This is a genomic window from Gammaproteobacteria bacterium (genome assembly GCA_022340215.1).
Lineage (GTDB): Bacteria > Pseudomonadota > Gammaproteobacteria > JAJDOJ01 > JAJDOJ01 > JAJDOJ01.
Genome location: JAJDOJ010000089.1, coordinates 17,670 through 41,751, shown reverse-complemented (window position 1 = coordinate 41,751; position 24,082 = coordinate 17,670). Strand labels below are relative to the sequence as shown.

17 protein-coding genes and 1 tRNA gene are annotated in these 24,082 nt (G+C 60.1%); 9 read left to right on the top strand and 9 right to left on the bottom strand.

Annotation, left to right across the window (positions count from 1 at the left end):
- Positions 1 to 20 precede the first annotated feature (20 nt).
- The 5 genes from LJE91_06870 to moaA form a co-directional block, all read right to left on the bottom strand.
- Positions 21 to 377 (bottom strand): plasmid pRiA4b ORF-3 family protein, encoded by a 357-nt coding sequence (locus LJE91_06870; GenBank protein ID MCG6868448.1) that lies wholly within the window; start codon positions 375 to 377, stop codon positions 21 to 23.
- A 389-nt stretch (positions 378 to 766) separates the two neighbouring features.
- On the bottom strand, positions 767 to 997 hold the full coding sequence (locus LJE91_06865) for a DUF4258 domain-containing protein (protein ID MCG6868447.1): 231 nt from the start codon (positions 995 to 997) through the stop codon (positions 767 to 769).
- Between the two features lie 155 nt (positions 998 to 1,152).
- Positions 1,153 to 2,607, bottom strand: a complete 1,455-nt coding sequence (locus tag LJE91_06860) for a glutamate synthase subunit beta (protein ID MCG6868446.1) — start codon at positions 2,605 to 2,607, stop codon at positions 1,153 to 1,155.
- A 4-nt stretch (positions 2,608 to 2,611) separates the two neighbouring features.
- A complete protein-coding gene (gene gltB, locus LJE91_06855) occupies positions 2,612 to 7,258 on the bottom strand; it encodes a glutamate synthase large subunit (GenBank protein ID MCG6868445.1) in 4,647 nt (1,548 codons plus the stop codon).
- Positions 7,259 to 7,707: 449 nt separating this feature from the next.
- Complete coding sequence (gene moaA / locus LJE91_06850) at positions 7,708 to 8,715, bottom strand: GTP 3',8-cyclase MoaA (protein MCG6868444.1); 1,008 nt, start codon at positions 8,713 to 8,715, stop codon at positions 7,708 to 7,710.
- A gap of 244 nt (positions 8,716 to 8,959) precedes the next feature.
- Here moaA and LJE91_06845 point away from each other — a divergent pair, with 244 nt between their 5' ends.
- The 9 genes from LJE91_06845 (at position 8,960) to LJE91_06805 (ending at position 19,982) form a co-directional block, all read left to right on the top strand.
- Positions 8,960 to 9,700, top strand: a complete 741-nt coding sequence (locus LJE91_06845; protein MCG6868443.1) for a pentapeptide repeat-containing protein — start codon at positions 8,960 to 8,962, stop codon at positions 9,698 to 9,700.
- 98 nt (positions 9,701 to 9,798) lie between these two features.
- Positions 9,799 to 9,875 (top strand) — tRNA-Arg (locus LJE91_06840).
- 435 nt (positions 9,876 to 10,310) lie between these two features.
- Entirely contained in the window at positions 10,311 to 13,451 is a 3,141-nt protein-coding gene (locus LJE91_06835) for a multidrug efflux RND transporter permease subunit (GenBank protein ID MCG6868442.1), read from the top strand.
- Between the two features lie 125 nt (positions 13,452 to 13,576).
- The gene (locus tag LJE91_06830) at positions 13,577 to 14,638 is read left to right on the top strand and encodes an efflux RND transporter periplasmic adaptor subunit (GenBank protein ID MCG6868441.1); all 1,062 of its coding nucleotides are present in this window, start codon (positions 13,577 to 13,579) and stop codon (positions 14,636 to 14,638) included.
- Positions 14,639 to 14,709: 71 nt separating this feature from the next.
- Positions 14,710 to 15,057, top strand: coding sequence for a potassium channel family protein (locus LJE91_06825; protein MCG6868440.1), 348 nt, complete (start codon positions 14,710 to 14,712; stop codon positions 15,055 to 15,057).
- 514 nt (positions 15,058 to 15,571) lie between these two features.
- Positions 15,572 to 15,751: a hypothetical protein gene (locus tag LJE91_06820; GenBank protein MCG6868439.1), complete on the top strand. Its 180-nt coding sequence runs from the start codon at positions 15,572 to 15,574 to the stop codon at positions 15,749 to 15,751.
- A 250-nt stretch (positions 15,752 to 16,001) separates the two neighbouring features.
- Positions 16,002 to 16,676: a DedA family protein gene (locus LJE91_06815; protein ID MCG6868438.1), complete on the top strand. Its 675-nt coding sequence runs from the start codon at positions 16,002 to 16,004 to the stop codon at positions 16,674 to 16,676.
- Positions 16,677 to 17,171: 495 nt separating this feature from the next.
- Entirely contained in the window at positions 17,172 to 17,657 is a 486-nt protein-coding gene (locus tag LJE91_06810; protein ID MCG6868437.1) for a DUF992 domain-containing protein, read from the top strand.
- Between the two features lie 780 nt (positions 17,658 to 18,437).
- On the top strand, positions 18,438 to 19,982 hold the full coding sequence (locus LJE91_06805; GenBank protein MCG6868436.1) for a hypothetical protein: 1,545 nt from the start codon (positions 18,438 to 18,440) through the stop codon (positions 19,980 to 19,982).
- Positions 19,983 to 20,021: 39 nt separating this feature from the next.
- Here LJE91_06805 and LJE91_06800 read toward each other — a convergent pair whose 3' ends face one another.
- Genes LJE91_06800 through LJE91_06785 form a run of 4 tightly spaced genes read right to left on the bottom strand, consistent with a single transcriptional unit; the run spans position 20,022 to position 23,590 of the window.
- Positions 20,022 to 20,609, bottom strand: coding sequence for a PqiC family protein (locus tag LJE91_06800; GenBank protein ID MCG6868435.1), 588 nt, complete (start codon positions 20,607 to 20,609; stop codon positions 20,022 to 20,024).
- A complete protein-coding gene (locus tag LJE91_06795) occupies positions 20,609 to 22,261 on the bottom strand; it encodes an MlaD family protein (protein ID MCG6868434.1) in 1,653 nt (550 codons plus the stop codon). The genes LJE91_06800 and LJE91_06795 overlap by 1 nt, the downstream gene beginning before the upstream one ends.
- Positions 22,254 to 22,895 carry a paraquat-inducible protein A gene (locus LJE91_06790; protein ID MCG6868433.1) on the bottom strand — a complete coding sequence of 214 codons (642 nt, stop codon included), beginning with the start codon at positions 22,893 to 22,895 and terminating at the stop codon, positions 22,254 to 22,256. The genes LJE91_06795 and LJE91_06790 overlap by 8 nt, the downstream gene beginning before the upstream one ends.
- Entirely contained in the window at positions 22,892 to 23,590 is a 699-nt protein-coding gene (locus LJE91_06785) for a paraquat-inducible protein A (protein ID MCG6868432.1), read from the bottom strand. Before LJE91_06785 ends, LJE91_06790 begins: the two co-directional genes overlap by 4 nt.
- Positions 23,591 to 24,082: the final 492 nt, after the last annotated feature.

Here is a 24,082-nt window from a genome sequence, read left to right as displayed (position 1 = left end):
CAGCTAGGCGATTTCTTGAATTAATACTCATGATCAGGATATTGCTCTGGATTCTCTCCTATTTTTTCGACGACCCTTGGATAACTTACGCCAGCCTCTTTTTGTTTTATCTTCTTTCTTGATTTAGTGATTCTGAAATACCAACTATCTCCATAGTCGAATAAGTAAAAAAGCTTTTTGTTTTTTGGCAAAGGAAACAAGTCGCCTACTGAATGTTCCCACAATCCTTGATTTTCATTATCAAATCTTCTTTTCTCGGAGCTATGAAATGAGTTCGCAATAAAAAATTCATACAGGTGATCGTTCTCGAAATTTACAGCATCTTGTATACAAAGATGCAAAGCCTCCAAATCAGAGTCAGATTCAATTTCAATCATCCTGTACCAATCCTCTGACGCCTTATCAAAACTCCCAAACACGCTTTCTAGCTTCAACGTAATTATCATTTTCTTGAGATCCTAGTGGCGCGATAAAGTCACGGGCAAGCTGGCGCCTACTGCGCCCGCAAGATGGCTTAGCATTGCTACGAGCTCGATGCGCAGTAGACGGTCAGCTTTACCCGCGTGTCAAGCCATTGCCTGATTGAAACTCACGACCTTAACGTTAAGCTGTTCTTTTACAACATGCTGCTCGGAAAGATATGCATCAAGTGCATCTAGAGTGTTTGCATGGAAGTCCCTCTCACCACGCTCTGTGCAAACCTCTGCTTGTACATTCTCAACGATATACAGTTTTTTGTTTAGCCAATGTTGGCGCTTAACGTTCTTTATAGTGCGTACACGGCGATGATTGTGAGATTGATGTCTTCCCGAAACATACATATTACGTGGATCAATCTACCATCTCTTGTTGGCCCCTCAATACGGTACCTCGTTCCTCTTTCGTCACGCGTCATTTTCTTGTCAATTTTGCCCTTTAGGATCGCGTTTTCCATGTCTTTTCTTTCAAGATCATCGTCCAACATCTCGTCTTCAGTATGGGACGAATTAAAATATATCTCGATCGATTATTCTTTGTCATATTTTCTTGATGTCAGACATTACCTGTCGTAGACGATAATTCGGGAGTATAGACGGCATCGTTCGCGCCAAGCGGACGGGGCGGCTCCCCGTGGTGCTGGAACCGGGTGAGGTGCGGGCGATAGGGCCCTGCTCAGCGCGGCAGGTCGCTGGATCCCATCAGGTATTCGTCGACGGCTCGGGCGCATTGGCGGCCCTCGCGGATTGCCCAGACGACCAGGCTCTGGCCCCGGCGCATGTCGCCCGCCGAGAATACCTTGTCGATCGAGCTACGGTAGGCACCCGGCCCCTCGGTGTCCCCCTGGACATTGCCACGGGGATCCAGTCCGACGCCGATCTCCTCCAGCATCCCCTCGTGCACCGGATGGACGAATCCCATCGCGAGCAGCACGAGGTCGGCCTTGAGTTCGAATTCGCTCCCTTCGACCTCGCTCATGCGCCACGCGCCGGTCTCGTCCTTTTCCCATGAGACCTCGGCGCCGTGCAGGGTGGCGACGCTGCCCTGCCCGTCACCCGTGAGGCGACGCGTGATCACCGACCACCTGCGTTCGCAGCCCTCGTCCTGGGAACTGGAAGTCCGCAGCTTGTTGGGCCAGTTTGGCCAGGTGAGCCCCTTGTCTTCCTTCTCCGGTGGCCTGGGGAGGATCTCGAGCTGGGTGACGGATAGTGCGCCCTGCCGGATCGACGTGCCGATGCAGTCCGAGCCGGTATCGCCACCGCCGATGACGACGACGTGCCTGTCCGCCGCCAGGATGGCCTCCGTTTCCGGGATCTCGACACCGGCAAGGCGGCGGTTCTGCTGTGCGAGGAACTCCATGGCGAAGTGGACGCCGCCGAGTTCCCTGCCCTCGACGGGAAGATCGCGCGGCTGTTCGGAGCCGCCGGTCAAGATCACGGCGTCAAAACGCTCCAGCAGCTTTTTCGCGGGCATGTCGACCCCGACATGGGTCTTGGGATGAAAATGCACGCCCTCGGCGCGCATCTGTCCGATTCGCCGGTCGATGAGCGCCTTATCCATCTTGAAGTCCGGAATACCGAAACGCAGCAGCCCCCCGATGCCTTCGTTCTTTTCATAGACCTCCACATGGTGGCCGGCTCTGGCCAGTTGCTGCGCACAGGCCAGGCCCGCGGGTCCCGAACCCGCAACGGCCACCTTACGACCGGTCCGATGCGGGGCGATCTCCGGTTCGATCCAGCCGTTTTCCCATCCCTTGTCGACGATCGAGCACTCAATTGTCTTGATGGTCACCGGCGAGTCGTCGATGTTCAGGGTACACGCAGCTTCGCAGGGGGCCGGGCAGATCCTTCCCGTGAATTCGGGGAAGTTGTTGGTCGAGTGCAGGACCTTGAGGGCCTGGCGCCATTCCTGCCGATATACCAGATCGTTCCAGTCGGGAATGATGTTGTTGACTGGACATCCCTGGTGGCAATACGGGATCCCGCAATCCATGCAACGGGCGCCCTGGCGGCTGACATCGTCGTCGGTCAGCGGGATGACAAACTCCTTGAAGTTCTGTATACGGTCCGACGGCGGGGCGTAGGTCCGCTCCTGGCGATCGTACTCCATGAATCCTGTCGGCTTGCCCATAAATCTAGTGGCCTCCCTGCATTTCTTCGGCGACGGATTCGTTCTCCCGTGCGGCCTTCATCTGCTCGAGGGCACGACGGTAGTCCACCGGGATCACCTTCACGAAACGGGGAAGGAAGGCCTCCCACTTTTCAAGGACCTCCCGGGCGCGGGTACTGTTTGTGTAGTGCAGATGCTGCTCCACCAGACGCCGAAGCCGGCTGGCATCGTGGCGGGTCATATCATGGCGAATATCCACCTTGCCGTGAGTCTCCTGGTCCCCGCCCTGATGATCGAGTTGCTCCAGGGCCTTGTCTTCCTCGGCGATCGGTTCCAGCTCGACCATAGCCAGGTTGCACCGTTGCTCGAAGCTGCCGGCCTCGTCGAGGACGTAGGCGATGCCCCCGCTCATACCGGCGGCGAAGTTGCGTCCGGTCGCCCCCAGCACCACGACGATCCCGCCGGTCATGTACTCACAACCGTGGTCACCGACGCCCTCGACGACCGCGATCGCACCGGAATTTCGCACCGCGAAACGCTCGCCCGCCACACCCCGGAAGTAGCACTCGCCGCTAATGGCGCCGTACAGGACGGTGTTGCCGACGATGATGTTCTCCTCAGGGACGATCCGGCTGACCGCCTGAGGATAGATCACGATGTGCCCCCCGGACAGTCCCTTGCCGACGTAGTCGTTGGCGTCGCCCTCGAGTTCGAGCGTGACCCCGGCGGCAAGCCAGGCGCCGAAGCTCTGTCCTGCGGTGCCGCGCATCTTGATGTGGATCGCGTCCTGCGGCAGGCCCTCATACCCGAAACGCCGGGCCACTTCCCCGGACAACATCGCGCCGACGGACCGGTTGCGATTGATCACCGGGGTCTCGATCCGCACCGGCTTGCCGCCGTCGAGAACGGACTGTGCCTGACGGATCAGTTCGTGGTCCAGGGCGCGCTCCAGCCCGTGGTCCTGTGTCTCGCAGTTGTAGACGGCAACCCCCGGCCCTGCCTCCGGGCGGCTCAGGATCCGGGAGAAGTCCAGGCCCCTGGCCTTCCAGTGGTCGATGGCGCGGCGCATGTCCAGACGATCGCTGCGGCCCACCATGTCGTCGAAGCGGCGGAACCCAAGCCGGGACATCCACTGGCGCACCTCCTCGGCGACGAAGAAGAAGTAGTTCACCACGTGATCGGGACTGCCGGTGAAGCGGCGCCGCAGTTCGGGGTCCTGCGTGGCGATACCCACGGGGCAGGTGTTCAGATGACACTTGCGCATCATGATGCAACCCGAGACGATCAGGGGTGCGGTCGCGAACCCGAACTCATCCGCCCCGAGCAGCGCGCCGATGACGACGTCGCGCCCGGTGCGCATCCCGCCGTCGACCTGGACCGCGATCCGTCCCCGCAGGCGATTGAGCACCAGGGTCTGATGCGTCTCGGCCAGTCCGATCTCCCAGGGAGATCCCGCGTGCTTGATCGAGGTCAGCGGGCTGGCGCCGGTACCGCCGTCGTAACCCGCGATGGTCACGTGGTCCGCATGCGCCTTGGACACCCCCGCGGCGACCGTGCCGACCCCGACCTCCGAGACCAGCTTGACGCTGATGCGCGCCCGGGGGTTGACGTTCTTGAGGTCGTGGATGAGCTGCGCCAGGTCCTCGATGGAATAGATGTCATGGTGCGGCGGCGGGGAGATCAGACCGACACCCGGGGTGGAGTGCCGCACGCGGGCGATGGTGCTGTCCACCTTGTGGCCCGGTAACTGACCCCCCTCGCCGGGCTTGGCGCCCTGGGCCATCTTGATCTGTATGTCGTCGGCATTGACCAGGTATTCGGTCGTCACCCCGAACCGGCCGGAGGCCACCTGCTTGATCGCCGAGCGCTTCGAGTCGCCGTTCTCCAGCGGTACGAATCGCTCCGGCTCCTCGCCACCCTCGCCGGTGTTGGACTTGCCGCCGATCCGGTTCATGGCAACGGCCAGCGTGGTATGCGCCTCGTAGGAGATGGAGCCAAACGACATCGCTCCGGTGGCGAATCGCTTCACGATCTCCGCCGCCGGCTCCACCTCCTCGAGCGGCACCGGTTCGGCGGCGGATTTCAACTCGAACAGGCCGCGCAGGGTCAGCAGGCGTTCGTTCTGATCGTTGACCCCGCTCGCGAAGGCCTGGTAGGTCTCGAAGTTGTTGGCGCGCGTTGCGTGCTGCAGTTTCGAGATCGACTCGGGGGTCCAGACGTGGTCCTCGCCGCGCAGGCGATAGGCGTAGTCGCCGCCGACGTCCAGGTGATCGCGATAGACGGGGGCATTACCGAAGGCGTCGCGATGCCAGCGTACCGCCTCCTCGGCCACCTCCCGCAGGCCCGCCCCCTCGATGGTCGTCGCGGTGCCGGTGAAGTAGCGCTCGACGAATTCGCTCGACAGCCCTACCGCGTCGAAGATCTGCGCCCCGCAGTAGGACTGGTAGGTCGAGATCCCCATCTTGGACATGATTTTCAGCACGCCCTTGTCCACGGCGCGGATGTAGCGGCGATGGATCTCCTCCTCGCCGAGGGTCTCGGGCAGGCCGTGACGTAACCGCGACAGCGTATCGAGCGCGAGGTAGGGGTTGATCGCCTCGGCGCCGTACCCGGCGAGCACGGCGAAGTGGTGCACCTCCCGCGCCGCCCCGGTCTCGACGACGAGACCCGCCGAGGTTCTTAGACCCGCACGCACCAGGTGGTGGTGTACCGCAGAGGTCGCCAGAAGCGCCGGTATGGCGACCCGGTCCGCGTCCATGCAGCGGTCGGAGAGGATGATGATGTTGTAACCCTCACCGACCACCTTCTCGGCACTCCAGCACAGGGCGTCCAGTGCCGCTTCCATCCCGCTCGCGCCCGCCTCGGCGGGGTAGCACATGTCCAGCGTAAAGGTACGGAATGCGCCCCCGGTGTAATCCTCGATATGGCGAATGCGGCCCAAGCTCGAATTGGTCAGGATCGGCTGCTGGACCTCCAGGCGCATGTGTGTCCCCGCCTCGTCGAGTCCGAGCAGGTTCGGTCTCGGGCCGATCAGAGACACCAGGGACATAACCAGTTCCTCGCGGATCGGGTCGATTGGCGGGTTGGTGACCTGTGCGAAATTCTGCTTGAAGTAGTTGAACAGCGGCTTGGCCAGATTGGACAGCACCGCGATCGGGTTGTCGGCGCCCATCGAGCCGATACCTTCTTGCCCGGCGACCGCCATCGGCATCATCAGGAGCTTGATGTCCTCCTGGGTGTAGCCGAAGGCCTGCTGCCGGTCCAGCAGCGTGCTCGAATCCGGGGCCATCGGCCCGACCTCCCGCGGGAGGCTGCGCACCTTGATCTGGGTCCGGTCCAGCCACTCCTGATACGGCTTGGCTGCTGCCAGTTCTTCTTTGATCTCGGCGTCGTCGATGATGCGGCCCTGCTCCAGGTCGATCAGGAACATCTTGCCGGGTTGCAGGCGCCACTTCTTGACGATGCGTTCCTCCGGGACGTCGAGTACGCCCATCTCGGAGGCCATCACCACCATATCGTCGTCGGTGATCAGATAACGAGCGGGACGCAGGCCGTTGCGGTCGAGGGTGGCACCGATCTGCCGCCCGTCCGTGAAGGCCACCGCCGCCGGGCCGTCCCAGGGTTCCATCAGGGCGGCGTGATATTCGTAGAAGGCCCTGCGACGATCGTCCATCAGCGGATTGTCGGCCCAAGCCTCGGGAATCAGCATCATCATCGAGTGGGCCAGCGAATAACCGCCATGAACCAGCAGTTCGAGGGCGTTGTCGAAACTGGCCGAGTCGGACTGTCCCTCGGCGATCAGGGGCCAGAGCTTGTCGAGGTCCTCCCCAAGCACGCTGGACGCCATCATGTGGCGGCGCGCGAGCATCCAGTTGACGTTGCCGCGCACGGTATTGATCTCTCCATTGTGGCAGATCATCCGGAACGGCTGCGCCAGTTCCCAGGTCGGGAAGGTGTTAGTGGAAAATCGCTGATGGACCAGCGCCAGGGCGCTGACCAGTCGCTCGTCTTTCAGATCCGGGTAGTAGCTGGCCAACTGATTCGCCAGAAACATCCCCTTGTAGAGCAGGGTTCGCGAGGACATTGAGGGGATGTAGAACTCCCCGCGACGTTGCAGACCCGAATCCCGCACCGCATTCTCGATCCGCTTGCGAATCACGAACAGCTTGCGCTCGAAGCTGTCCTGGTCGGGGCAGTTTTCGCCTCGGGCGACGAAAACCTGGGCAACGACCGGCTCCAGGGGCTTGACGCTTTCGCCAAGACAGGCGCTGTCGGTCGGGACCTGCCGCCACCCGAGAACGTCCTGCCCCTCTTCGCGCGCCATCGTCTCGACGAGCCCACGGCACTTCGCGGTCACTCCGTCGACCCGGGGCATGAAGATCATGCCGACGCCGTATTCCCCCGCGGCGGGGAGGGACACACCGAGCGCGGCGCATTCCACGCGGAGAAATGCATCCGGAATCTGGAGGAGGATACCCGCCCCGTCTCCGGCCAGCGGATCGGCGCCTACCGCCCCGCGGTGTGCCAGGTTCTCGAGTATCTTTAGGCCCTGCGCAACGATTTCGTGGCTCTGCCGTCCCTTGATGTTGGATACGAACCCGACGCCACAGGCATCGTGCTCGTTCTCCGGGTCGTACAGTCCCTGCCTTGGAGGCAACGTCCGCTGATTCATTGTATCACTCACCCTCTCGCCATCGATTTTCGGGGTTGCCGGAGTCGTTTGACACCTCCGGACGGGTAGAATTCTACGCGCAGCCAAAGCGCGCCCCCGTCCCTTTCGGGACGGTGGATGTCGGTTTCGCGTATCGACCTTCGTCCACCGGCACCGCGACCGCACCCTGCGTGCCGCGCGAATCTCCGAGGCCCGGGCCGTGTCAGGGCGCCTATCGGGGCTGAAAGGCCCGGGGCCTGGCACACTCCCGGAAGGCTGCTCCCGCCAGGGTCTCAGCACGCAGCGGCGGGAGAGTCGGATTGGTGGAACTCCTGAGTCCCGTGCCGGTCGCCGATGACGCCTGACCGATTGCGGGGTATCTCGCTTGCATAGGATAACTTAGCGCCAGTTTGCTGCAAAGCATCCCCACGGGAGGTAGGGTACAACGCTCGCTGCACTCAGGACCCGCCTCAGCCCCCGATATGGGACATCTCGACCCTGGACAAGGGCCTATCGGTTTGTTCGCCGCGGATCTCCGAGTAACGGTCAGTTCGCCGACTCCAGATTGCCCGCAGACAATCCAGGATCTCTGTGTCACTCCCCCCGCTTCTCAACATCGCGCGCAGGTCGTGTCCGCCGGTCGCGAACAGGCAGGTATAGAGCGAACCACTCGCCGAAAGTCTTGCGCGGCCGCAGCCGCCGCAGAACGGCTCGGTGACGGAAGCGATCACCCCGATCTCGCCCCCACCGTCGAGATAGCGCCAGCGCCGGGCAACCTCTCCCGGATAGTTGGGGTCCACCGGCCGCAGGGGAAACTCCTTGTGAATTCGCGCCACGATCTCCCGGGCCGGAACCACGTCGTCCATGCGCCAGCCGTTGGTGCATCCGACATCCATGAACTCGATGAAACGCACGATATGGGGTGTTTCCCGGAACTGCCTGGCCATGGGGACGATATCGCCCTCGTTGAGACCGGCCTTGACCACCATGTTGACCTTGACCGGGGACAGACCGGCGGCCGCCGCGTTGTCGATCGCGTCGAGCACTCGGCTGACCGGAAGACTGACGTCGTTGATCGCATGGAAGGTCTCGTCGTCCAGCGCGTCCAGGCTGACGTTGAGCCGCCGCAGGCCCGCATCGCGGAGCGTCCGTGCCTTTTCCCGGGTCAGCAGCGAGCCGTTGGTGGTCAGGCTGATATCGTCGATACCTTCGACCTTCGCCAGCATTGCCACGAGCCGCTCGACATCGCGACGCACCAGCGGCTCACCCCCGGTAATGCGGATCTTCCTCACACCGAGGGCGGCAAACAACCCCGCCACCCGCGCGACCTCCTCAAAACTCAGGAGATCCGAGCGCGGAATGAACCGGTAATGCGAGTGAAAGATATGCTTGGGCATGCAGTAGGTGCAACGGAAGTTGCACCGGTCCGTCACGGAGATGCGCAGATCGCGCAGCAACCGTCCGGATGCATCCTGCATCTCTGGTCGGGTTCCCGTCATCTGTGGTCGATCAGCATCCACGGGTAGACTTGACCCTCCATTCTAATCCCATTGCGGTCCCGACGATAGTTGGCCGACCCGGCCATCCTGATCGCGCGGATTCGCGTATAATTCCGGCTTTTCCCGTCAAGACCCCCGGATGGAACGCCCACACCCCGATCGATCCCGATGCGCCCCCGGCGCGCGATCCCTGCGCGCAGCTGCCACACTCGCCGAATTGTTGATGATTCCGGCCCTGCTCGCGATTCTGGCGATGGCCCCATCGGCCTGTGTGCAGGCCGCCTGCGAAGATCCGCCGGCCCGGGGCGTCCTCTGGCTGGACTGCGACCTCTCCGGCGCCGACCTTAACAAGGTGGATCTGCGCAGCGCCACACTCGTCCGCAGCCGTTTCGAAGGCGCCATCCTGACGGGCGCCAAGATGGACGGCGCCGATCTCGGGTTCGCGAACCTTTCTGGCGCGGACCTCTCCGGGGCCCGTCTGAAGCGGACCAATTTCACCAACGCCGATCTCGGCGGCGCCCTGCTGGTCGACAGTCTGCTGGACTCCGCCAAGTTCGGACGCGCCACCCTGGCAAAGGCCGATCTGTCCGGCGCACGCATGCCGGAAGCCACCCTCTACCAGGCCAATTTGAAGGGCGCGACGCTGAAGGGCACAAACCTCCAGGGTGCCAATCTGGAACAGGCGTCGCTGGAGGAAATCGATGGCAGCGGGGCCGACCTTTCCGACGCGAATCTCACCAGCGCCTCGCTGGAGGATGCGAACCTGAGCGGCGCGAACCTTGCCGGTGCGAACCTGCAACGCGCCAACCTGCAGTACGCGGATTTCAGTGGCGCCGACCTCAGCCGGGCCAGGCTCGAGGAGGCCGTGATCCTCGACGCCAACTTCGAAGACGCCCGGCTCGACAAGACCATGTGGGTCGACCGCCGCCGTTGCCGGGCGGATTCCGTGGGTGAATGCCGTTAGAGCAAGGGTTGCGGCGCGATCCGTTGGCCAGCCGGGAAAAGATGGGGAATCGCGGCGGTGGCAGGTGCCGTAACGGGGTTGCTATACTCGCTCGCCCTGCCCTCGTAGCTCAGCAGGATAGAGCAATCGCCTCCTAAGCGATAGGTCACAGGTTCGAATCCTGTCGAGGGCGCCACACACCCTTCCGAGCACGTCACAGGGTCAACGGGATAATTGCCCGAAAGCTTACCCGGCACCTGCCCGGGCGGCGAAACGGGTTGGCGTGGCAGGCGCAAGGGAATGGTCGAATCATGTTCCGCTCAATACTCGACGCACTCCCTCCTCTCGTTGCGATCGCGAAATATCCCGGGTGTGCCGCCATACAAGCGTATAATCATGAGTTTCTACCAATCAGCGCCCCAGAGGGGGTGGTTTGATGGAGTCCCCGAGGGGGCCAGTTGTCGCTAAAGGCCCTGTAACCGCGTCTGCTCCTGGCGCATCTCCCCAGCCTCCTGGTTACGGATGTAAGCACGGATGACCTGCCCATCCAGACCCTGCCTGCTCACACAGCAACCTCGGACCCAAATGGACAGCTTGCCCGTTTCCTGCCGCGGGTAAAGACCGGTATTCCATGAACTTCTTTATCAACCGCCCTGTATTTGCCGCTGCCATCGCCTTGATGATGATCCTGGCCGGGCTTGTCAGTATGTTCGTGCTGCCTATTGCGCAGTACCCGCCGCTGGTGCCCTCCCAGATCCAGGTCTCCACGCAGTATATCGGTGCCAGTTCCGACGTGGTGGCCAATACCGTCACCACGCCGTTGGAAGAACAGCTCAACGGGGCAGAGGGCATGGTCTATATGTCCTCCAACAGCACCAACAACGGCAATTCGCTCATTACCATGACCTTCGAGGTGGGCTATGACCAGTCCATCGCCCAGATGGAAGCGTTGACCCGCAGTAACCAGGCCCTGTCCCAGTTGCCGCCCGAGGTGAACCAGGTCGGGCTGACGATCGAAAAGCACTCCAGCAATATCGTGCTGATCGTTAACCTGACGTCCCCCAACGGCACATTCGACCAGGCCTTTCTGCAGAATTATGCGGACATCCATATCACTGATCGCCTCGCTCGTATCGACGGGGTAGCCTCGATCAACAATTTCGGTCTGCGTAAGTACGCCATGCGCATCTGGCTGGATCCGGACAGGCTGGCCAATATGGGCATGACGGCGATGGACGTGGAGAACGCCGTCGAAGAACAGAACAACCAGGTCGCGGCGGGCAAGCTGGGTGCCCCGCCGGCGCCTGATGGCCAGGCATTCGCCTTTCAGCTGAACGCCCTGGGTCGCCTCGAGAGCGTGCAGCAGTTCGAGGAGATCGTTATTCGCGCCAATCCAGACGGCACCGTGGTACGGATCAAGGATGTGGGGCGAGTGGAACTGGGTGCGGAAGACTACTCCTGGTCCACCAGCCTCAACAACAAGCCCACCGCCGCCATTGCCGTCTACCAGCTGGCCAACGCGAATTCGATCAGGATCGCCAAAGCGGTGCGCGAGGTGATGACCGACCTGGCGGTGCATTTCCCGGACGATCTGGAATGGAGCGTGCACTATGACACGACCCGCTTCATTGAGGAATCCACCCGCGAAGTCATTATTACGCTGGTGGAGGCCATCCTGCTGGTCATGCTGGTGGTGTTCGTGTTCCTGCAGAACTTCCGCAGTACCCTGATTCCGACGATCGCCATCCCGGTTTCGCTGATCGGCACCTTCGTCTTCATGCTGGCCTTCGACTTTTCTATCAACACCCTCAGCCTGCTGGGTCTGGTGGTCGCCGTGGCGCTGGTCGTCGACGATGCCATCGTGGTGGTGGAAAACGTCAACCGTCACCTGGAAGCCGGTGCCACCGATATGAAGAAGATTACCGAGCAGGCCATGTCGGAGGTGCGTGGGCCGGTCATCGCCACCACCATCGTGCTGATGGCGGTATTCGTCCCGGTAGCGTTCATCCCGGGCATGACGGGTCAGCTCTACAACCAGTTCGCCCTGACGATTGCCATTGCGGTCGGCCTGTCGGGTTTCAATTCCCTGACGCTGAGCCCGGCGCTCGCGGCGGTCCTGCTGCGCCCGGAGACTGGTGAAAAGAATCGCTTCTTTCGCGCATTCAACACCGCCTTTGACCGGCTCTCCAATGGTTACGCCAACGCGGTGAAGACCCTCTCCGGGGTCTGGGTGCCGGTAGGAATCGTCTTTGCCGGCCTGTGTGTCCTGGCCCTGGTCCTGTTCCTGTCGACGCCCTCCGCCTTCGTGCCGGACGAAGACCAGGGTTATGTGATGGTGTTAACCAAGTTACCGTCCGGGGCGGGCATACAGCGCACTGAGCAGGTGGTGAATCGGATCAACCAGATCGCGATGAGCTCGCCGGGCGTTGCCGACGTCATTTCCGTACCGGGTTACAACCTCATCGATGCGGTTCAGGACATGAGCGCAGCCTTCAGTTTCGTCGTGTTCAAACCCTATGCCGAGCGCAAGAGCCCTGAAACCCAGCTCGAGGGCATCATTGGTCACATTCAGTCCCGGGTGGCCGGGATCCCGGAAGCCGTCATCCTGGTGGCCAACGCGCCACCGATTCCCGGCCTGGGTTCCACCGGCGGTTTCAACTTCGAGATCCAGGACCTCAACAGTCTAGGCGTGGATGCGTTGGCCAAGGTGCTGCAAAATTTTCTCGTCGAGGCGCGAAAACGGCCGGAACTTGCCAAAGTTTATTCGACCTTCGACCCGGATGTGCCGCAGCGTTACCTGGAGGTCGACCGGGTGAAGGCCAAGACCCGTGGTGTTTCGCTGGACAATATTTTCAATACACTGCAGATCAACCTGGGGTCGCTGTACGTCAACCAGTATAACCAGTACGGACGGGTGTACCGGGTCTATCTTCAGGCCGAAAAGGATGCACGCTTCCAGGATGATGACATCACTCGGCTCATGGTGCGGAACAACGAAGGAAAGATGATCCCGCTGAGCGCGTTTGTCAGCATCCGGCCCATTACAGGGGCGTACAACATCCCACACTACAACGAATACAGCTCGGCCCAGGTCAACGGCGGCGCCGCGCCGGGTTACAGCTCCGGGCAGGCCAATGCCGCCATGGAGGAACTCGCCGATACGGTCCTGCCGGAGGGTTTTGGTTATGAATGGACCAACCTGGTCTATCAGCAGAAGGAGGCCGGCAACCTGGCGCCGGTGGTGTTCGCCATGTCGCTGATCTTCGTGTTTCTGGTGCTGGCCGCGCAATACGAGAGCTGGTCCATGCCCGTCATGATTCTGCTGGCCATTCCGCTGGGGCTTTTGGGAGCGATCGGATTCCTGGTGCTGCGGAACATGGATCTAGACGTTTACGGCCAGATCGGCCTGGTTATGCTGATCGGCCTGGTGGCGAAGAACTCTATCCTCATCGTGCAATTCGCCAAGGACCTGCACGAGCAGGGCGCGGGCATCGTCGACGCCGCGATGGAGGCGGCACGCATCCGCTTGCGGCCGATCCTGATGACTGCGTTCGCTTTTATCCTCGGCCTCATGCCACTGGTGCTGGCGAGCGGTGCGGGCGCCAATGCGCGCCGTTCTCTGGGTACCGCCGTAGTGGGCGGACTCACGCTGGCCACCGTTCTTATCCTGTTCGTGCCGATCTTCTATGTGGTGATAGAGCGCATGCGCGAACGCAAGACAGGGCGTCCGGCAAATACCTCCAGCGCAGAACCACAGGATCAGCAAGCCTGAAACAGGCCACTACCATGCATACAACAGTGCACAATCGATACTTGATCAAAGCAACGGTTCTTATCGCAGCGTGCAGCCTATTGCTGGGATTGGCGGGCTGTGAGAAATCCGAACAGAAACCCCAGATGCCCTCACCCGGCGTGGTTGTTTCCGAAGTTAAACACGAAACCGTACCCATCGTTATGGAGGTGGCGGGTACTGTTCAGCCGATGAAGACCGTAAAGATTGTGCCGCGCGTGTCGGGCTACATCTTCGAGCGCAACTTCACCGAAGGCACCAACGTCACTGAAGGTGACCCGCTATACCTGATCGATCCCCGTCCTTACCAGGCAAAACTCGAGTCGCTTCAGGCGCAACTCGCGCGGGATCAGGCGAGTCTTAAGTTGTGGGCCAGTGAAGCGGCGCGTTACAAACGGCTCGCCAGCAAGGGCGCCGGTTCGGTGGAAGACAAGGAAAAGGCTGTTGCCAGAGAGGCGGAGGCGCAGGCATCGATCGATAAGGACAAGGCGGATATCGAAAACGTCAAGCTCGACCTGAGCTTCACGATGATCGCCGCGCCGTTCAGCGGCCGCATTCAGGATACGCTGGCGCACGTCGGCGACCTGGTGCACGAACAGGAAACCGAGTTGACGACGGTGATTCAGATCGACCCGGTTTATGTCGTCTCCAACATCAGCCGCGAGCAGGTTTACCGGGTACAGAAACTGCAGGAACAGGGGTTGGCACCAACCGCGCAGAATGAATTTACCGCTGAGCTGGTCATGCCGGACGGCAATATCTATCCCCAGCAAGGTGACTTGAATTACATCAGCGGCCTGATTGACTCGTCAACCGATACACTGACAGTACGCTTTGAATTTCCAAACCCGAAACAGGGTGACCAGCGGTCACTCATACCGGGACAATACATACCGCTACGGATGATCGTTGGACACCAGCCCGACGCGCTCCTGATTCCCGAAAAGGCCTTGCTTCAGACCCAGGAGGGTACCCACGTCCTTATCGTTGGCAAAGACAACAAGGTCGAGAAACGCATGGTGACGACAGGCGCATCCCACAAACAGCAATGGATCGTCACGAAGGGCCTGAAAAAGGGCGAGCGCGTCATCTCTGAAGGCCTGCAAAAGGTTCGCCCGGGTATGGAAGTCAAGGTTACGGACGCTGCGGTTGACAAACCGGCATCCTGAAACTTAAACGCGAAAATCGCATCCGACCAGGGGCGATGACCTGCGCCTTTACTGAAAAGCGGGACAATCCCATGGAGTTCACTCTTGATTTTGTCCATTTGTTTGCTGTCGGGCTGTTTTATACTGGCCCGCTCTTGCTTGCGCTGTTACTGATCATTGTCATCCTGGGACACTTTATCGGGAAGATAGAAGGCTGGTCGAAACTGGACGCCTTGTATCATTCCTTCATCACTGCAACGACAGTCGGCTATGGGGATATACATCCCAGTCAAAAGCTGTCAAAGATTCTCGCGGTTATCATTGCATTCATCGGAATTGTTTTCACCGGGATCGTGGTTGCAGTTGCGATTCACTCAGCCACCCTCGCGTTCGAGAACACACACGATGCGGCGAAGATTGCTGAAGAAGCGAAGGAATGACGGCCCTCCGATCGGCGCTGAACCGGGTGGTTGTTTCCGGCTGCGTGGCTAGCGTGGTCACTTGACCGAATAGACTTCAGGATTCATATCGCTTCCTAATCCACAGGATGGTGGTAACTGTTCGATAGGTTGGAGGAGGCTCCACGATGTGGGAATCGAAGCCGCGATGCCGGCGCGCGACTCAATGATTGCAAATGAGCCAACGATGCTTAATCATATTGCCGGAGGTTGGGTTCGCCCGACAAAGCGTACGCGGACGGACAACGGCGGAGGCATGGGATCATGTCAGGTTGCGCTGCGCTGACCCGTATGTGGTTTATCTCGTTTTGTAAGGACTCGAATTGCGTGAGATCAGAAGCAGGACTCTGCGTCCGTATATCCGTGTTCTGTATGGTCGATTGATAGCGACCTGGCCTTGATGAAGTCCGGGCGCATCGTCCTTATCGACCTAACGGCATTATCAAACCGTAGGAGATCACACCACATAACCCACAGGGGGTTTGTCATGCCTTCAATGGAAGAGATCGAGATGGATAAACGCCGCAAGGCGCTTGACAAAGATGTCATATCGCTGGTTGATAAATATCTCAGTGAGATGGAATGGTCCATCCCCGATGCTGATGAAACAAAGGCGCAGCAGATCATCCTGGATGAGATCAGACAGGCGATCAACCGGATAGAAAGCCAGCCCTGAACTACGAACGAGCTTTCCTTGGAACAGTCTTTCCTTGGAACAGTAGAGTGTTCTACGCGGAAATCTGACTACATGGAGCCCATCACTGCGAAACTTTGGCTCGGCTAAGTGTCTGGCACATGGCCTTTTATTTCCAGAACGAGGAAAGGGGAAGAGGTTTGTTCCAGGGTAACGACAGGGCGCTCGGCTTGGGCAGGATTTTCTCGGCCCTGGCGCGAATTCGGTGGATCAGATTTCCGGGGCTGCGAACATGACGCTTATCGATCACTATTTCGCCATGGCGCGAGCATTCTTCGCGCATCTCGGAGCCGATGCCACCAGCACGCTGGATCACTACGGTGCGTTGGCGGAACCGGTACTGGATCAATATGGTTATATGGCGGTGTTCGGGGCCGTGCTGGTAGAAGGTTTCGGGATACCCGCCCCAGGTCAGACCATGCTCATGGCCGGGGCGATCCTGGCGGCGCGCGGGGGGATGTCCATTGGGCTGGTGCTGGGACTGTCTCTCCTGGCAGCGGTGCTCGGTAATACCCTGGGCTACCTGCTGGGGCGCTGGGGTGGTCGCCTGATTTTGGGAAAAGCGGGTGTCAGCGAGGCACGAATGCAGCGGGTGGAAAGCCTTTTCAATCGCTATGGCGGTGGTCTTGTATTTGGTGGCCGGTTTTTCGACGGTCTGCGCCAGCTTAGCGGCATCGTGGCGGGCACCCTCGAAATGCCGTGGTGGAAGTTTTCTATTTTTAATGTACTGGGGGCAGTGGCCTGGGTCGCGCTCTGGGGGTTGGGCGCATATTTTCTCGACAAGGACATCAAGGGCGTGTTCTCGGTGTTTCACAGTCTCGAGCCTTATCTGATCGTTATCAGCCTGCTCGCGGTGGTGGTTCTGGTGCTTTATCTGCGGCGTGGCCGAATGCGGATTGACAATTGACGCCAGGAACAGCGGGACCATATCCGCGCAGCGATAGAAAAACCGGGCGACAAACCAAGAACCCGATCAACCCCCGGAGATTGCGCCGCGCCGGGTCGTGCCGTTCGAAGCTCCGATAGGGAAGGGTTTACTCAGGCTGATGGCGCCGGCGGCGGTATACGCCAAGACCCGTCCCGGCGGTTCTTGCTCCAGGGGCGCCGACGCTTGAGACTGAGCCACCCCAGGACCGACACTGGCTCCGAACCCGCAGAAATCGGTCTGGAGGGAGCGAGTTTGGGCCCGGATGCTCCCCGCCAGCGGGACGGACCCGTTGCGGCGCGAACTCCGGTTTGGGGCGAACGTATACAATCCATTGAAAAATGGGTGTTTCAGATTGTGCGTCGATGTAAGGCATGGCTGTGCCTCAGGGTCGGTCGTTGTCAGGGAAACATCTACTCAATTTGCTGTTTGTCGTTTAAAATTTCGCTGGGCAAACAATTCAGGAGAACGACACTTATGAACTCATCGAAATACTTCGTACTGCTTCTGGGCGCGATCATGGCATTCGCGCCGGTGCAGACGGTCCTGGCCAAGAGGGGCGAAATCGGCGTTCTGAAATGCAAGACGGTACCCGGAACGCGGCACAATCTGTATATACGCAGCACCACGGACATCGTTTGTGACTTCGATCGCAAGGGTGGTGGCGTCGAGAAGTACAAAGGAGAGGCCGGCATCGCGCTCGGGTTGACTCTGACCTTTAAACAAAAGGAAGAGAAGTTCTACTACACGGTCCTGTCCGCCACCACGGACGTCAAGTCGGGCGCGCTCGCGGGCAAGTACGTCGGCGGTGCGCTCAGTGGTTCAATTTACAAGGGTGGTGGTGTGGAGGTTCTCATCGGCGGTGGCGAAAACAACTTCACGTTACAGCCATTGGTCGGGGAGACCGAGGAAGGCTATGGTATATCCGGGGGGCTCGGCTTCCTGTACATCGAGCCCAATTAAGGGAAAGGCGGCTACTTAGGCGATTTCTGTCAAATGACATACCATCCTGCTTGTCTTTGTCGTCCGTCCTCTGTGTTGCGACAACAGTGACATCGTTCGACGATGCGCCTGTGATCGCGCCTTGATAACGAACGAAAATCTGGCGCAATCTGGTATGCCATTTTCCGGCAATCGCCTAAGGGGAACTACGCAGGAATTGAGGCTGTCCCGGGGTATTCGGTACGAGGGCGTCTGCAGCATGAATGCTGCAGTACGCCCCTGAAGGTATGGATTCGCCGCATACCTCGAATCGAATCACCCGGGGCAGATTCGCCAGACACCGGACCATCCCAATGATGGGCATGGACTATGCCCGGTGGACGAATGGTGTTGTGTGTCTGACGGCGATCCGATTCAAACATTCTTCGCCACACCTTTCCAAAATCATCGGGCCAATCACCACCTTAAGTTGTGACCGACTTGAGGAGATGTGCGTCATATGATGTACCATCCGCTTGCGACCTTTAGGTTGCGATAACCGTTCCCTCGTTCGGGCCTGTGACGGTTGTCGTGCCTTGATGATCAACGAAAAGCCACTGCGATCTGGTATGGCGTTTTCCGGATCGCCTAAGGAACCTCTGAGCAAATGGCTGCGCCAGCGAATGCTGCGTTGCGTGGAACTGGCTTCCTCGCCTATCTGCTTGATATACCTGTCCGTGACGGGTATATGTCCAGGCCGATGCGCTCCGTGCGCCTTTCGCCGCATCCGTTTCTCTCAATTGTTCAGGGGTTTCCTAAGTGATGACCAGCACCGCCAATTTCATGAAAACCCTATTCGCATTAGGCGTACTGACGACCTTGCTTGTTTCCGGCTGCGCCGGCATACGGGGAAAGGAATCCCCCAAGGAAGTCGTCATAACGCCATCGTCGGTAGATTCGAATTTACGGGTCATTCAGTCCATCGAACCCCATCTGGACGAGCTTGACGCCGAGTTTCGCGCCTTTCCTCACCCAAGCAAGCAGGGCCGCGATTACTTTGATGCCGAGGAAATCGACGCGATGGAAGGTCTGCTGTTTCGCTTTCTGGCGAGTCAGACGACTCTCTGGGATCTCGTTGATTCATACGGCGGGCTGGATGCTAAATTCCCGGACGACGTAACGGATACGAAAGCACAGGTGCTTGCCATTACAGCGACGCTATTGATCGCTAGCCACACGGCATTTGTCGTTGAGCAGTTTGCCGAAGAACCGGTCGCTATCAAGCTGATGAATGAGCCCTTTTTCCGGTCGGAGATTCCTTTCGGGACCTATGATCGTATGCGGGCAAACATGACAGCCCCTGGCTTGCTTGATGCCGTGGCGGACGCCAAGAACCTGTACGCCAAGGAGCTGGCCGATCCGCAATCGGCACTTGCCGCGCTGGCCAGGTCAGACACCGCGTATTCGGACCTTATCGGACAGATTCCGGCGTTGCATGATGAAGCGCAGCGACGCCTGCAGCAGGTTGCCAGGCATTATCCGTCGCACGCCGCAGCCGAAGCCCTGGCCAAGGAGGATATCAGGGGACAACACAAGGTACTGTACGCGATTCGGGCGTCTTTGTTTAAAGATGTCAGTCGCTTGAAGAACCCCTCCGCGCACGTCCTGGTATTTAACGACGCGCAGAAACGCGAGATATTCAGCCTGCTGGAACCTGGAGATCTGGTCCTTACATACACCGCGGGTTACATGAGTGACATCTTCATACCCGGAGCGTTTAAACACGGTATCACGTACATAGGCGCACAAGACGATCGGGAATCGCTCGGCCTGTCTGCGGATGTATTGCCCCCCGACGATCGCTTCGATGTTCAGGAGCTGGCTGCGAATCTGCAGGAATCTTCCCTGCCTGACGGAACTCAGGCAGACATGATTGAGGCCGTGGCTGAAGGCGTGATTTTCAATGACCTTGAGCACATTATGGATACGCACATCAACCGCATGCTGGTACTGCGGCCGCGACTGAGTGATGCCGAACGAGCGGCCTTTCTGGTAGAGGTGTACTCGTACCTGGGAGACGGCTACGATTTTCGCTTCGACTTCGCCGATGCATCAAAGCAGGTTTGCACTGAAGTCATTTACCGCGCGATCGATGGCAAGGGCTCGATCGAATTTCCACTGACGGAGCGCGGGGGTCATGAAACCTTGAGCGCCGACGACATCGCGAATTATCACCTGAATTCGGAAGCGTTCGATTTTGTACTACTTGTCGAGCCGGACCCTGACAGCAAAACCAACGAAGCACTGGTTCTCGTCGGCCCGGAAGGTGAAGATCGAATGAAAGCACTCATGAAGGCAGCGAAATAGCGGTTGCCAGGGTCCCCGGTTGCTCGGAGGTCATGCGCGTCAGCGCGACGCACCCTCTAGCGTCCGCACCGCGTCCGCGATGTCCCGACTCAGGCGAGCGATCGCGCGGCTGTGCGCAGCGGCCAGCCCTTCGTAGCCTTCCTGCTGCACTTTCTCCTGCACGCTCGTACGCCCTGTCATGGAGTTGTCGTCCTTGTTTCGGCTCACGGTCCAAACCGCATCCAGCCTAGCGGACTCCCCCTGCGCCGATTCGAAGCGCTGCACCTCGATGGAGGCGCGATAGGCCGCGTCCCCGCTCAAGACCTGGAGAGATTGGGTCACCTTCCCGGTACCCAGCATCGCGACGAGGTTCTCGGCGACCACGCGCGAGATTTCGTCCTTCAGGGGCGACACCCAACGGTTGAACTCCTCGAGCCGCACCTGATTCGCGCCGATTGAGACGACCATCTCGGGACGATCGACCGCGGCCGGCACGGAGACCGGGCCTACGGACACGGACAGCTGGGATTCAGGTTCGGCGGCTGAAGTCGTGGCGCTCAGGGTATAGAAGCGCGACACCGGCGACGCACATCCCCCGACGAGGATCGCGACTAACGCAGAAACAAGGAGAGTAGCGGGTCGTCTCATCAGGGCTTCTCCGCGGATTTACCCCGAAGCAGCGCATCGGGGTGGAGTTCGAGATAGTCGCTGAGCACTCGCACCGAGCGCGCGGCGCGTGCCACCTCCTGCAGGGCGTCGCGCAGCTCGAGCTGACCCGGGGCATCCTTGCCGAGCAGGGTCGCGTCCGTGTTCTTGAGCACGCGGTCGGTGGTTGCAAGCACGCGGCGGAGTTCGACGATTGACGACTTCAACTCCGGGGTGATACCTGCGTCAATATGCTCGATCGCCTTGTTGAGCGTCTCGAGGGTCTTCTTGGTGTCGTTGCCGATCGCCTCGTAGGGGATCTTGTCCAGCTTGTCGAGGATTCCGGTGACCTTGGCCTCCAGGTCCGGCAGGGTGCTCGGTACCGTTGGAACCACCGGGATCTCCTTGTTCCAGTCGATCTCTGCCTTGGGAGCGTCCGGAAAGAAATCCAGGGCCACGTACCGCTGTCCGGTGATCAGGCTTCCGGTGCGGAGTTGGGCGCGCAGCCCCCATTCCTCGACCAACCGCTCAAAGAAGGCGTTCGCTTGTTGCTTGCTGCGAACGATATCCTCGCCGGTCGCCGTCTGCTGTGCGTTCAGGCGTGCGACGACGCGCTCCGGATAGGCAACAACCTCCACCCGCGCGCGCGGGTTTAATGTCTCCGGGTCCAGGTCGATCCCCACCTCGGTGATCTCGCCTGCCGGGATTCCGAGGAGCGTAACCGGGGCGCCCGCGGATAGCCCGCGGATCGACTCGCTGAAGTAGACCACGTAGTGTCTTGCAATCGTTTCTGGCTGCTTCATGGCGGTGGTCCGGTCGCCGTACAGGGTGAAGCTACTGTCCGCGGCGGCGGGCTCGCCTGAGGCAGCGAAGGTCGGCGTCTCGAACGCGACGCCACCGATGAGCAGCGCCACCAGCGATTGCGTGCGCACGTCCAGGCCGTCCGCGCCCAGAGAGACGTCGAGTCCGCTGGCGTTCCAGAAGCGAGTCTCCTGGGTGACGAACTGGTCATAGGGCGCGTTGACGAAGGCCTTGATCGTGACATCCTTTCCATCTGCAGCGAGATCGTAGGCCATTACTTGACCCACGCGGATACGGCGAAAATAGATCGGCGAGCCGATCCCCAGGGAGCCCATATCGCTGGCCTTAAGCACAAACTGCCGGCCCGGCTGATCGATGGTGATGACCGACGCCACCTTGAGCCCGGTAAACCTGCGCTGTCTCTTTTTCGAGCTACCCTTTTCGAAGCCGATATAGTTGCCGGAGAGCAGGGTTCCCAGACCCGAGACCCCGCTCAGGGTGATGCGCGGTTCGACAATCCAGAACTTGGCGTCCTCGACCATGAGTCCTTCCGCGTCCTTGTCGATCTGGGCGGTCACCCTGACCTTATCGTAATCCTCGTCCAGCTTAACCGCCGTCACCTGACCGATCTTCACGTCCTTGTACTTGATGAAGGTCTTTCCCGCCTCGACGCCCTCAGCCGCTTTGAAGACGATGGAAATCGTCGGCCCTTCGTTCAGGATGCGGTTGACCGCGATTCCGATCGCCACGACTGCGGCGACCAGCGGAATGAGCCAGATGACCGAGATCCGCACGCGCCTTCTCGGCGTCAGGGTTGCCCGGGGAAGGGTCTCGTGGTCGACGGGTTCAGGCATTTCGGAACTCCTTATCGACACCCGCGTCCCAGATCAGGCGGGGATCGAAGGTGCTTGCCGCGATCATCGTGAGCACGACCACCGCCGCGAAAAACGCCACCCCGGGGCCAGGCTGTATCGACATGAGGGGCTTTAGCTGCACCAGCGCGACGGTAAAGGTATCGACGAACACGTCCAGCATCGACCAGCGGCCGATGATCTCGACCATGCGATAGAGCCGGGTCCGCTCCCGGTTGCTCCGAATCGAGCCACGCTGCACCGTGATCAGCAGATAGCTGAGAGCGACCAGCTTGCCGAGCGGGACCATCACACTCGCGATCAGCACGATGAGGGCCAGCGGCCAGGACCCCGTGGTGTAGAGAAACACCACCCCGCCCATGATGGTGTCGTATTCGGTGGACCCGAGCGTGGTCGTGCCGAGCACCGGCAGGAGATTGGCGGGAATATAGCAGATCGCCGCGGCGGTGACGAGCGCCCAGGTGGTCTGGATGGACCGGGGGCGGCGCCATTCGAGCGCCATTCCGCAACGCGGACAATAGCCAGGTTCCGCCGCACTGGCCGGTTGCGACAGGAGACCGCAGGTCTCGCAGTTTACCAGTCCGGCCTGAGCCGCAGTCAGCGGGGATGTCCTCATGGTGTCGAGCCGGAGGACGGGGGCTCAGGTGTCGAAGTTTCAGGTGCCGGGAGCGGCGACTCCCCGTCGGCCCACTCGAGCCGCGCCCAGATTTCCTCCGGATTCAGGCTGACCGAAATGGCAGGAAAGAGCAGTATCAGGATGCCGACCGCGTACATGCCGATGTCAGGCTCCACCCGGGCCAGGTCCGCAATCTTGACGAGCGCGACCAGTATGCCGAGCATCATCACATCGACCATCGCCCATGGCTGCATCGCATCGGCCCAGCGCAGCATGTCACCGACCCACTGCGGTGCCGGCGGTCTCTTTGCCGCGAGGAGAACGATCAGCATGAACAGGATATAGCCAGCCGGGGCGATCAGCGCACAGAAGGCCACGGTCACGGCCGTTACCTCTTGGCCCTGGAGCCACATCTGGTAGGCGCCACCGCCGATGGTGGTGATTGCCTGGCGCCCCGCGACCGACAGCCCCATCAGCGGCATCGTATTGGCGACGATCAGGACCAGTAAGGCGGTGAGGGTGAGCGCGAGTGGAAGATCGCTCGGGGCGGAGCTCCGCGTCGCAAGCATCCGACCACAACGCGCGCACCGAGCCTTGCCCCCCGGGGGGAGTTCCGGAATGACCTGTAGCAGGTCGCAATCCGGACAGGCGCGGGCCGCGGGGTCCCCCTCTGGAGCGATCGGATCATCCGTCACGCAACGGCCACCTCCTGGCCCATTCGGCGAGTACCTCACTCAGCTAAGGCTAATGGTACTTACTTTGGTGAATCTGCCCCGCGGCATTCGATCCGAGGGACGCCGTGAATCCGTCCCTGGAGGCTCGACTGCAGCATCCCTGCTGCAGACGCCCTCGAATCGAACACCCCGGGACAGCTTCAAATCCTGCGCAGTACCGCTAAGCAAGTGCCATTTCAGTTAAGGCGATTTCTGTTCAATGACATACCGGATCGCGCCGGATCAAGATGATCAATGTACATAGCAAAGGTTTTCGCAACAAGGTGGCGTTCGCCGATGCACTCTACTTTCAGTATGGAGGACCGGGCATCTATCCCGAAGGGGTTTACGGGTAAAAATCACCCCAACAATCAGACGTAGCGCCCATTTTTCCTCATAGTGTCGGTTGACAGCGAGTCGTCGTTCTTTCGCTTCCGACGAATGGCCTTCCCCGGGCGCGAAGAACCAGATCTC

What these genes read in the sequence shown, in the direction of transcription:
- LJE91_06870 (MCG6868448.1), bottom strand. Translation starts at nt 377, where the DNA reads ATGATTGAAATTGAATCTGACTCTGATTTGGAGGCTTTGCATCTTTGT.
- LJE91_06860 (MCG6868446.1), bottom strand. Translation starts at nt 2,607, where the DNA reads ATGGGCAAGCCGACAGGATTCATGGAGTACGATCGCCAGGAGCGGACC.
- gltB (MCG6868445.1), bottom strand. Translation starts at nt 7,258, where the DNA reads ATGAATCAGCGGACGTTGCCTCCAAGGCAGGGACTGTACGACCCGGAG.
- moaA (MCG6868444.1), bottom strand. Translation starts at nt 8,715, where the DNA reads ATGCAGGATGCATCCGGACGGTTGCTGCGCGATCTGCGCATCTCCGTG.
- LJE91_06845 (MCG6868443.1), top strand. Translation starts at nt 8,960, where the DNA reads ATGATTCCGGCCCTGCTCGCGATTCTGGCGATGGCCCCATCGGCCTGT.
- LJE91_06835 (MCG6868442.1), top strand. Translation starts at nt 10,311, where the DNA reads ATGAACTTCTTTATCAACCGCCCTGTATTTGCCGCTGCCATCGCCTTG.
- LJE91_06830 (MCG6868441.1), top strand. Translation starts at nt 13,577, where the DNA reads ATGCCCTCACCCGGCGTGGTTGTTTCCGAAGTTAAACACGAAACCGTA.
- LJE91_06825 (MCG6868440.1), top strand. Translation starts at nt 14,710, where the DNA reads ATGGAGTTCACTCTTGATTTTGTCCATTTGTTTGCTGTCGGGCTGTTT.
- LJE91_06820 (MCG6868439.1), top strand. Translation starts at nt 15,572, where the DNA reads ATGGAAGAGATCGAGATGGATAAACGCCGCAAGGCGCTTGACAAAGAT.
- LJE91_06815 (MCG6868438.1), top strand. Translation starts at nt 16,002, where the DNA reads ATGACGCTTATCGATCACTATTTCGCCATGGCGCGAGCATTCTTCGCG.
- LJE91_06810 (MCG6868437.1), top strand. Translation starts at nt 17,172, where the DNA reads ATGAACTCATCGAAATACTTCGTACTGCTTCTGGGCGCGATCATGGCA.
- LJE91_06805 (MCG6868436.1), top strand. Translation starts at nt 18,438, where the DNA reads ATGACCAGCACCGCCAATTTCATGAAAACCCTATTCGCATTAGGCGTA.
- LJE91_06800 (MCG6868435.1), bottom strand. Translation starts at nt 20,609, where the DNA reads ATGAGACGACCCGCTACTCTCCTTGTTTCTGCGTTAGTCGCGATCCTC.
- LJE91_06795 (MCG6868434.1), bottom strand. Translation starts at nt 22,261, where the DNA reads ATGCCTGAACCCGTCGACCACGAGACCCTTCCCCGGGCAACCCTGACG.
- LJE91_06790 (MCG6868433.1), bottom strand. Translation starts at nt 22,895, where the DNA reads ATGAGGACATCCCCGCTGACTGCGGCTCAGGCCGGACTGGTAAACTGC.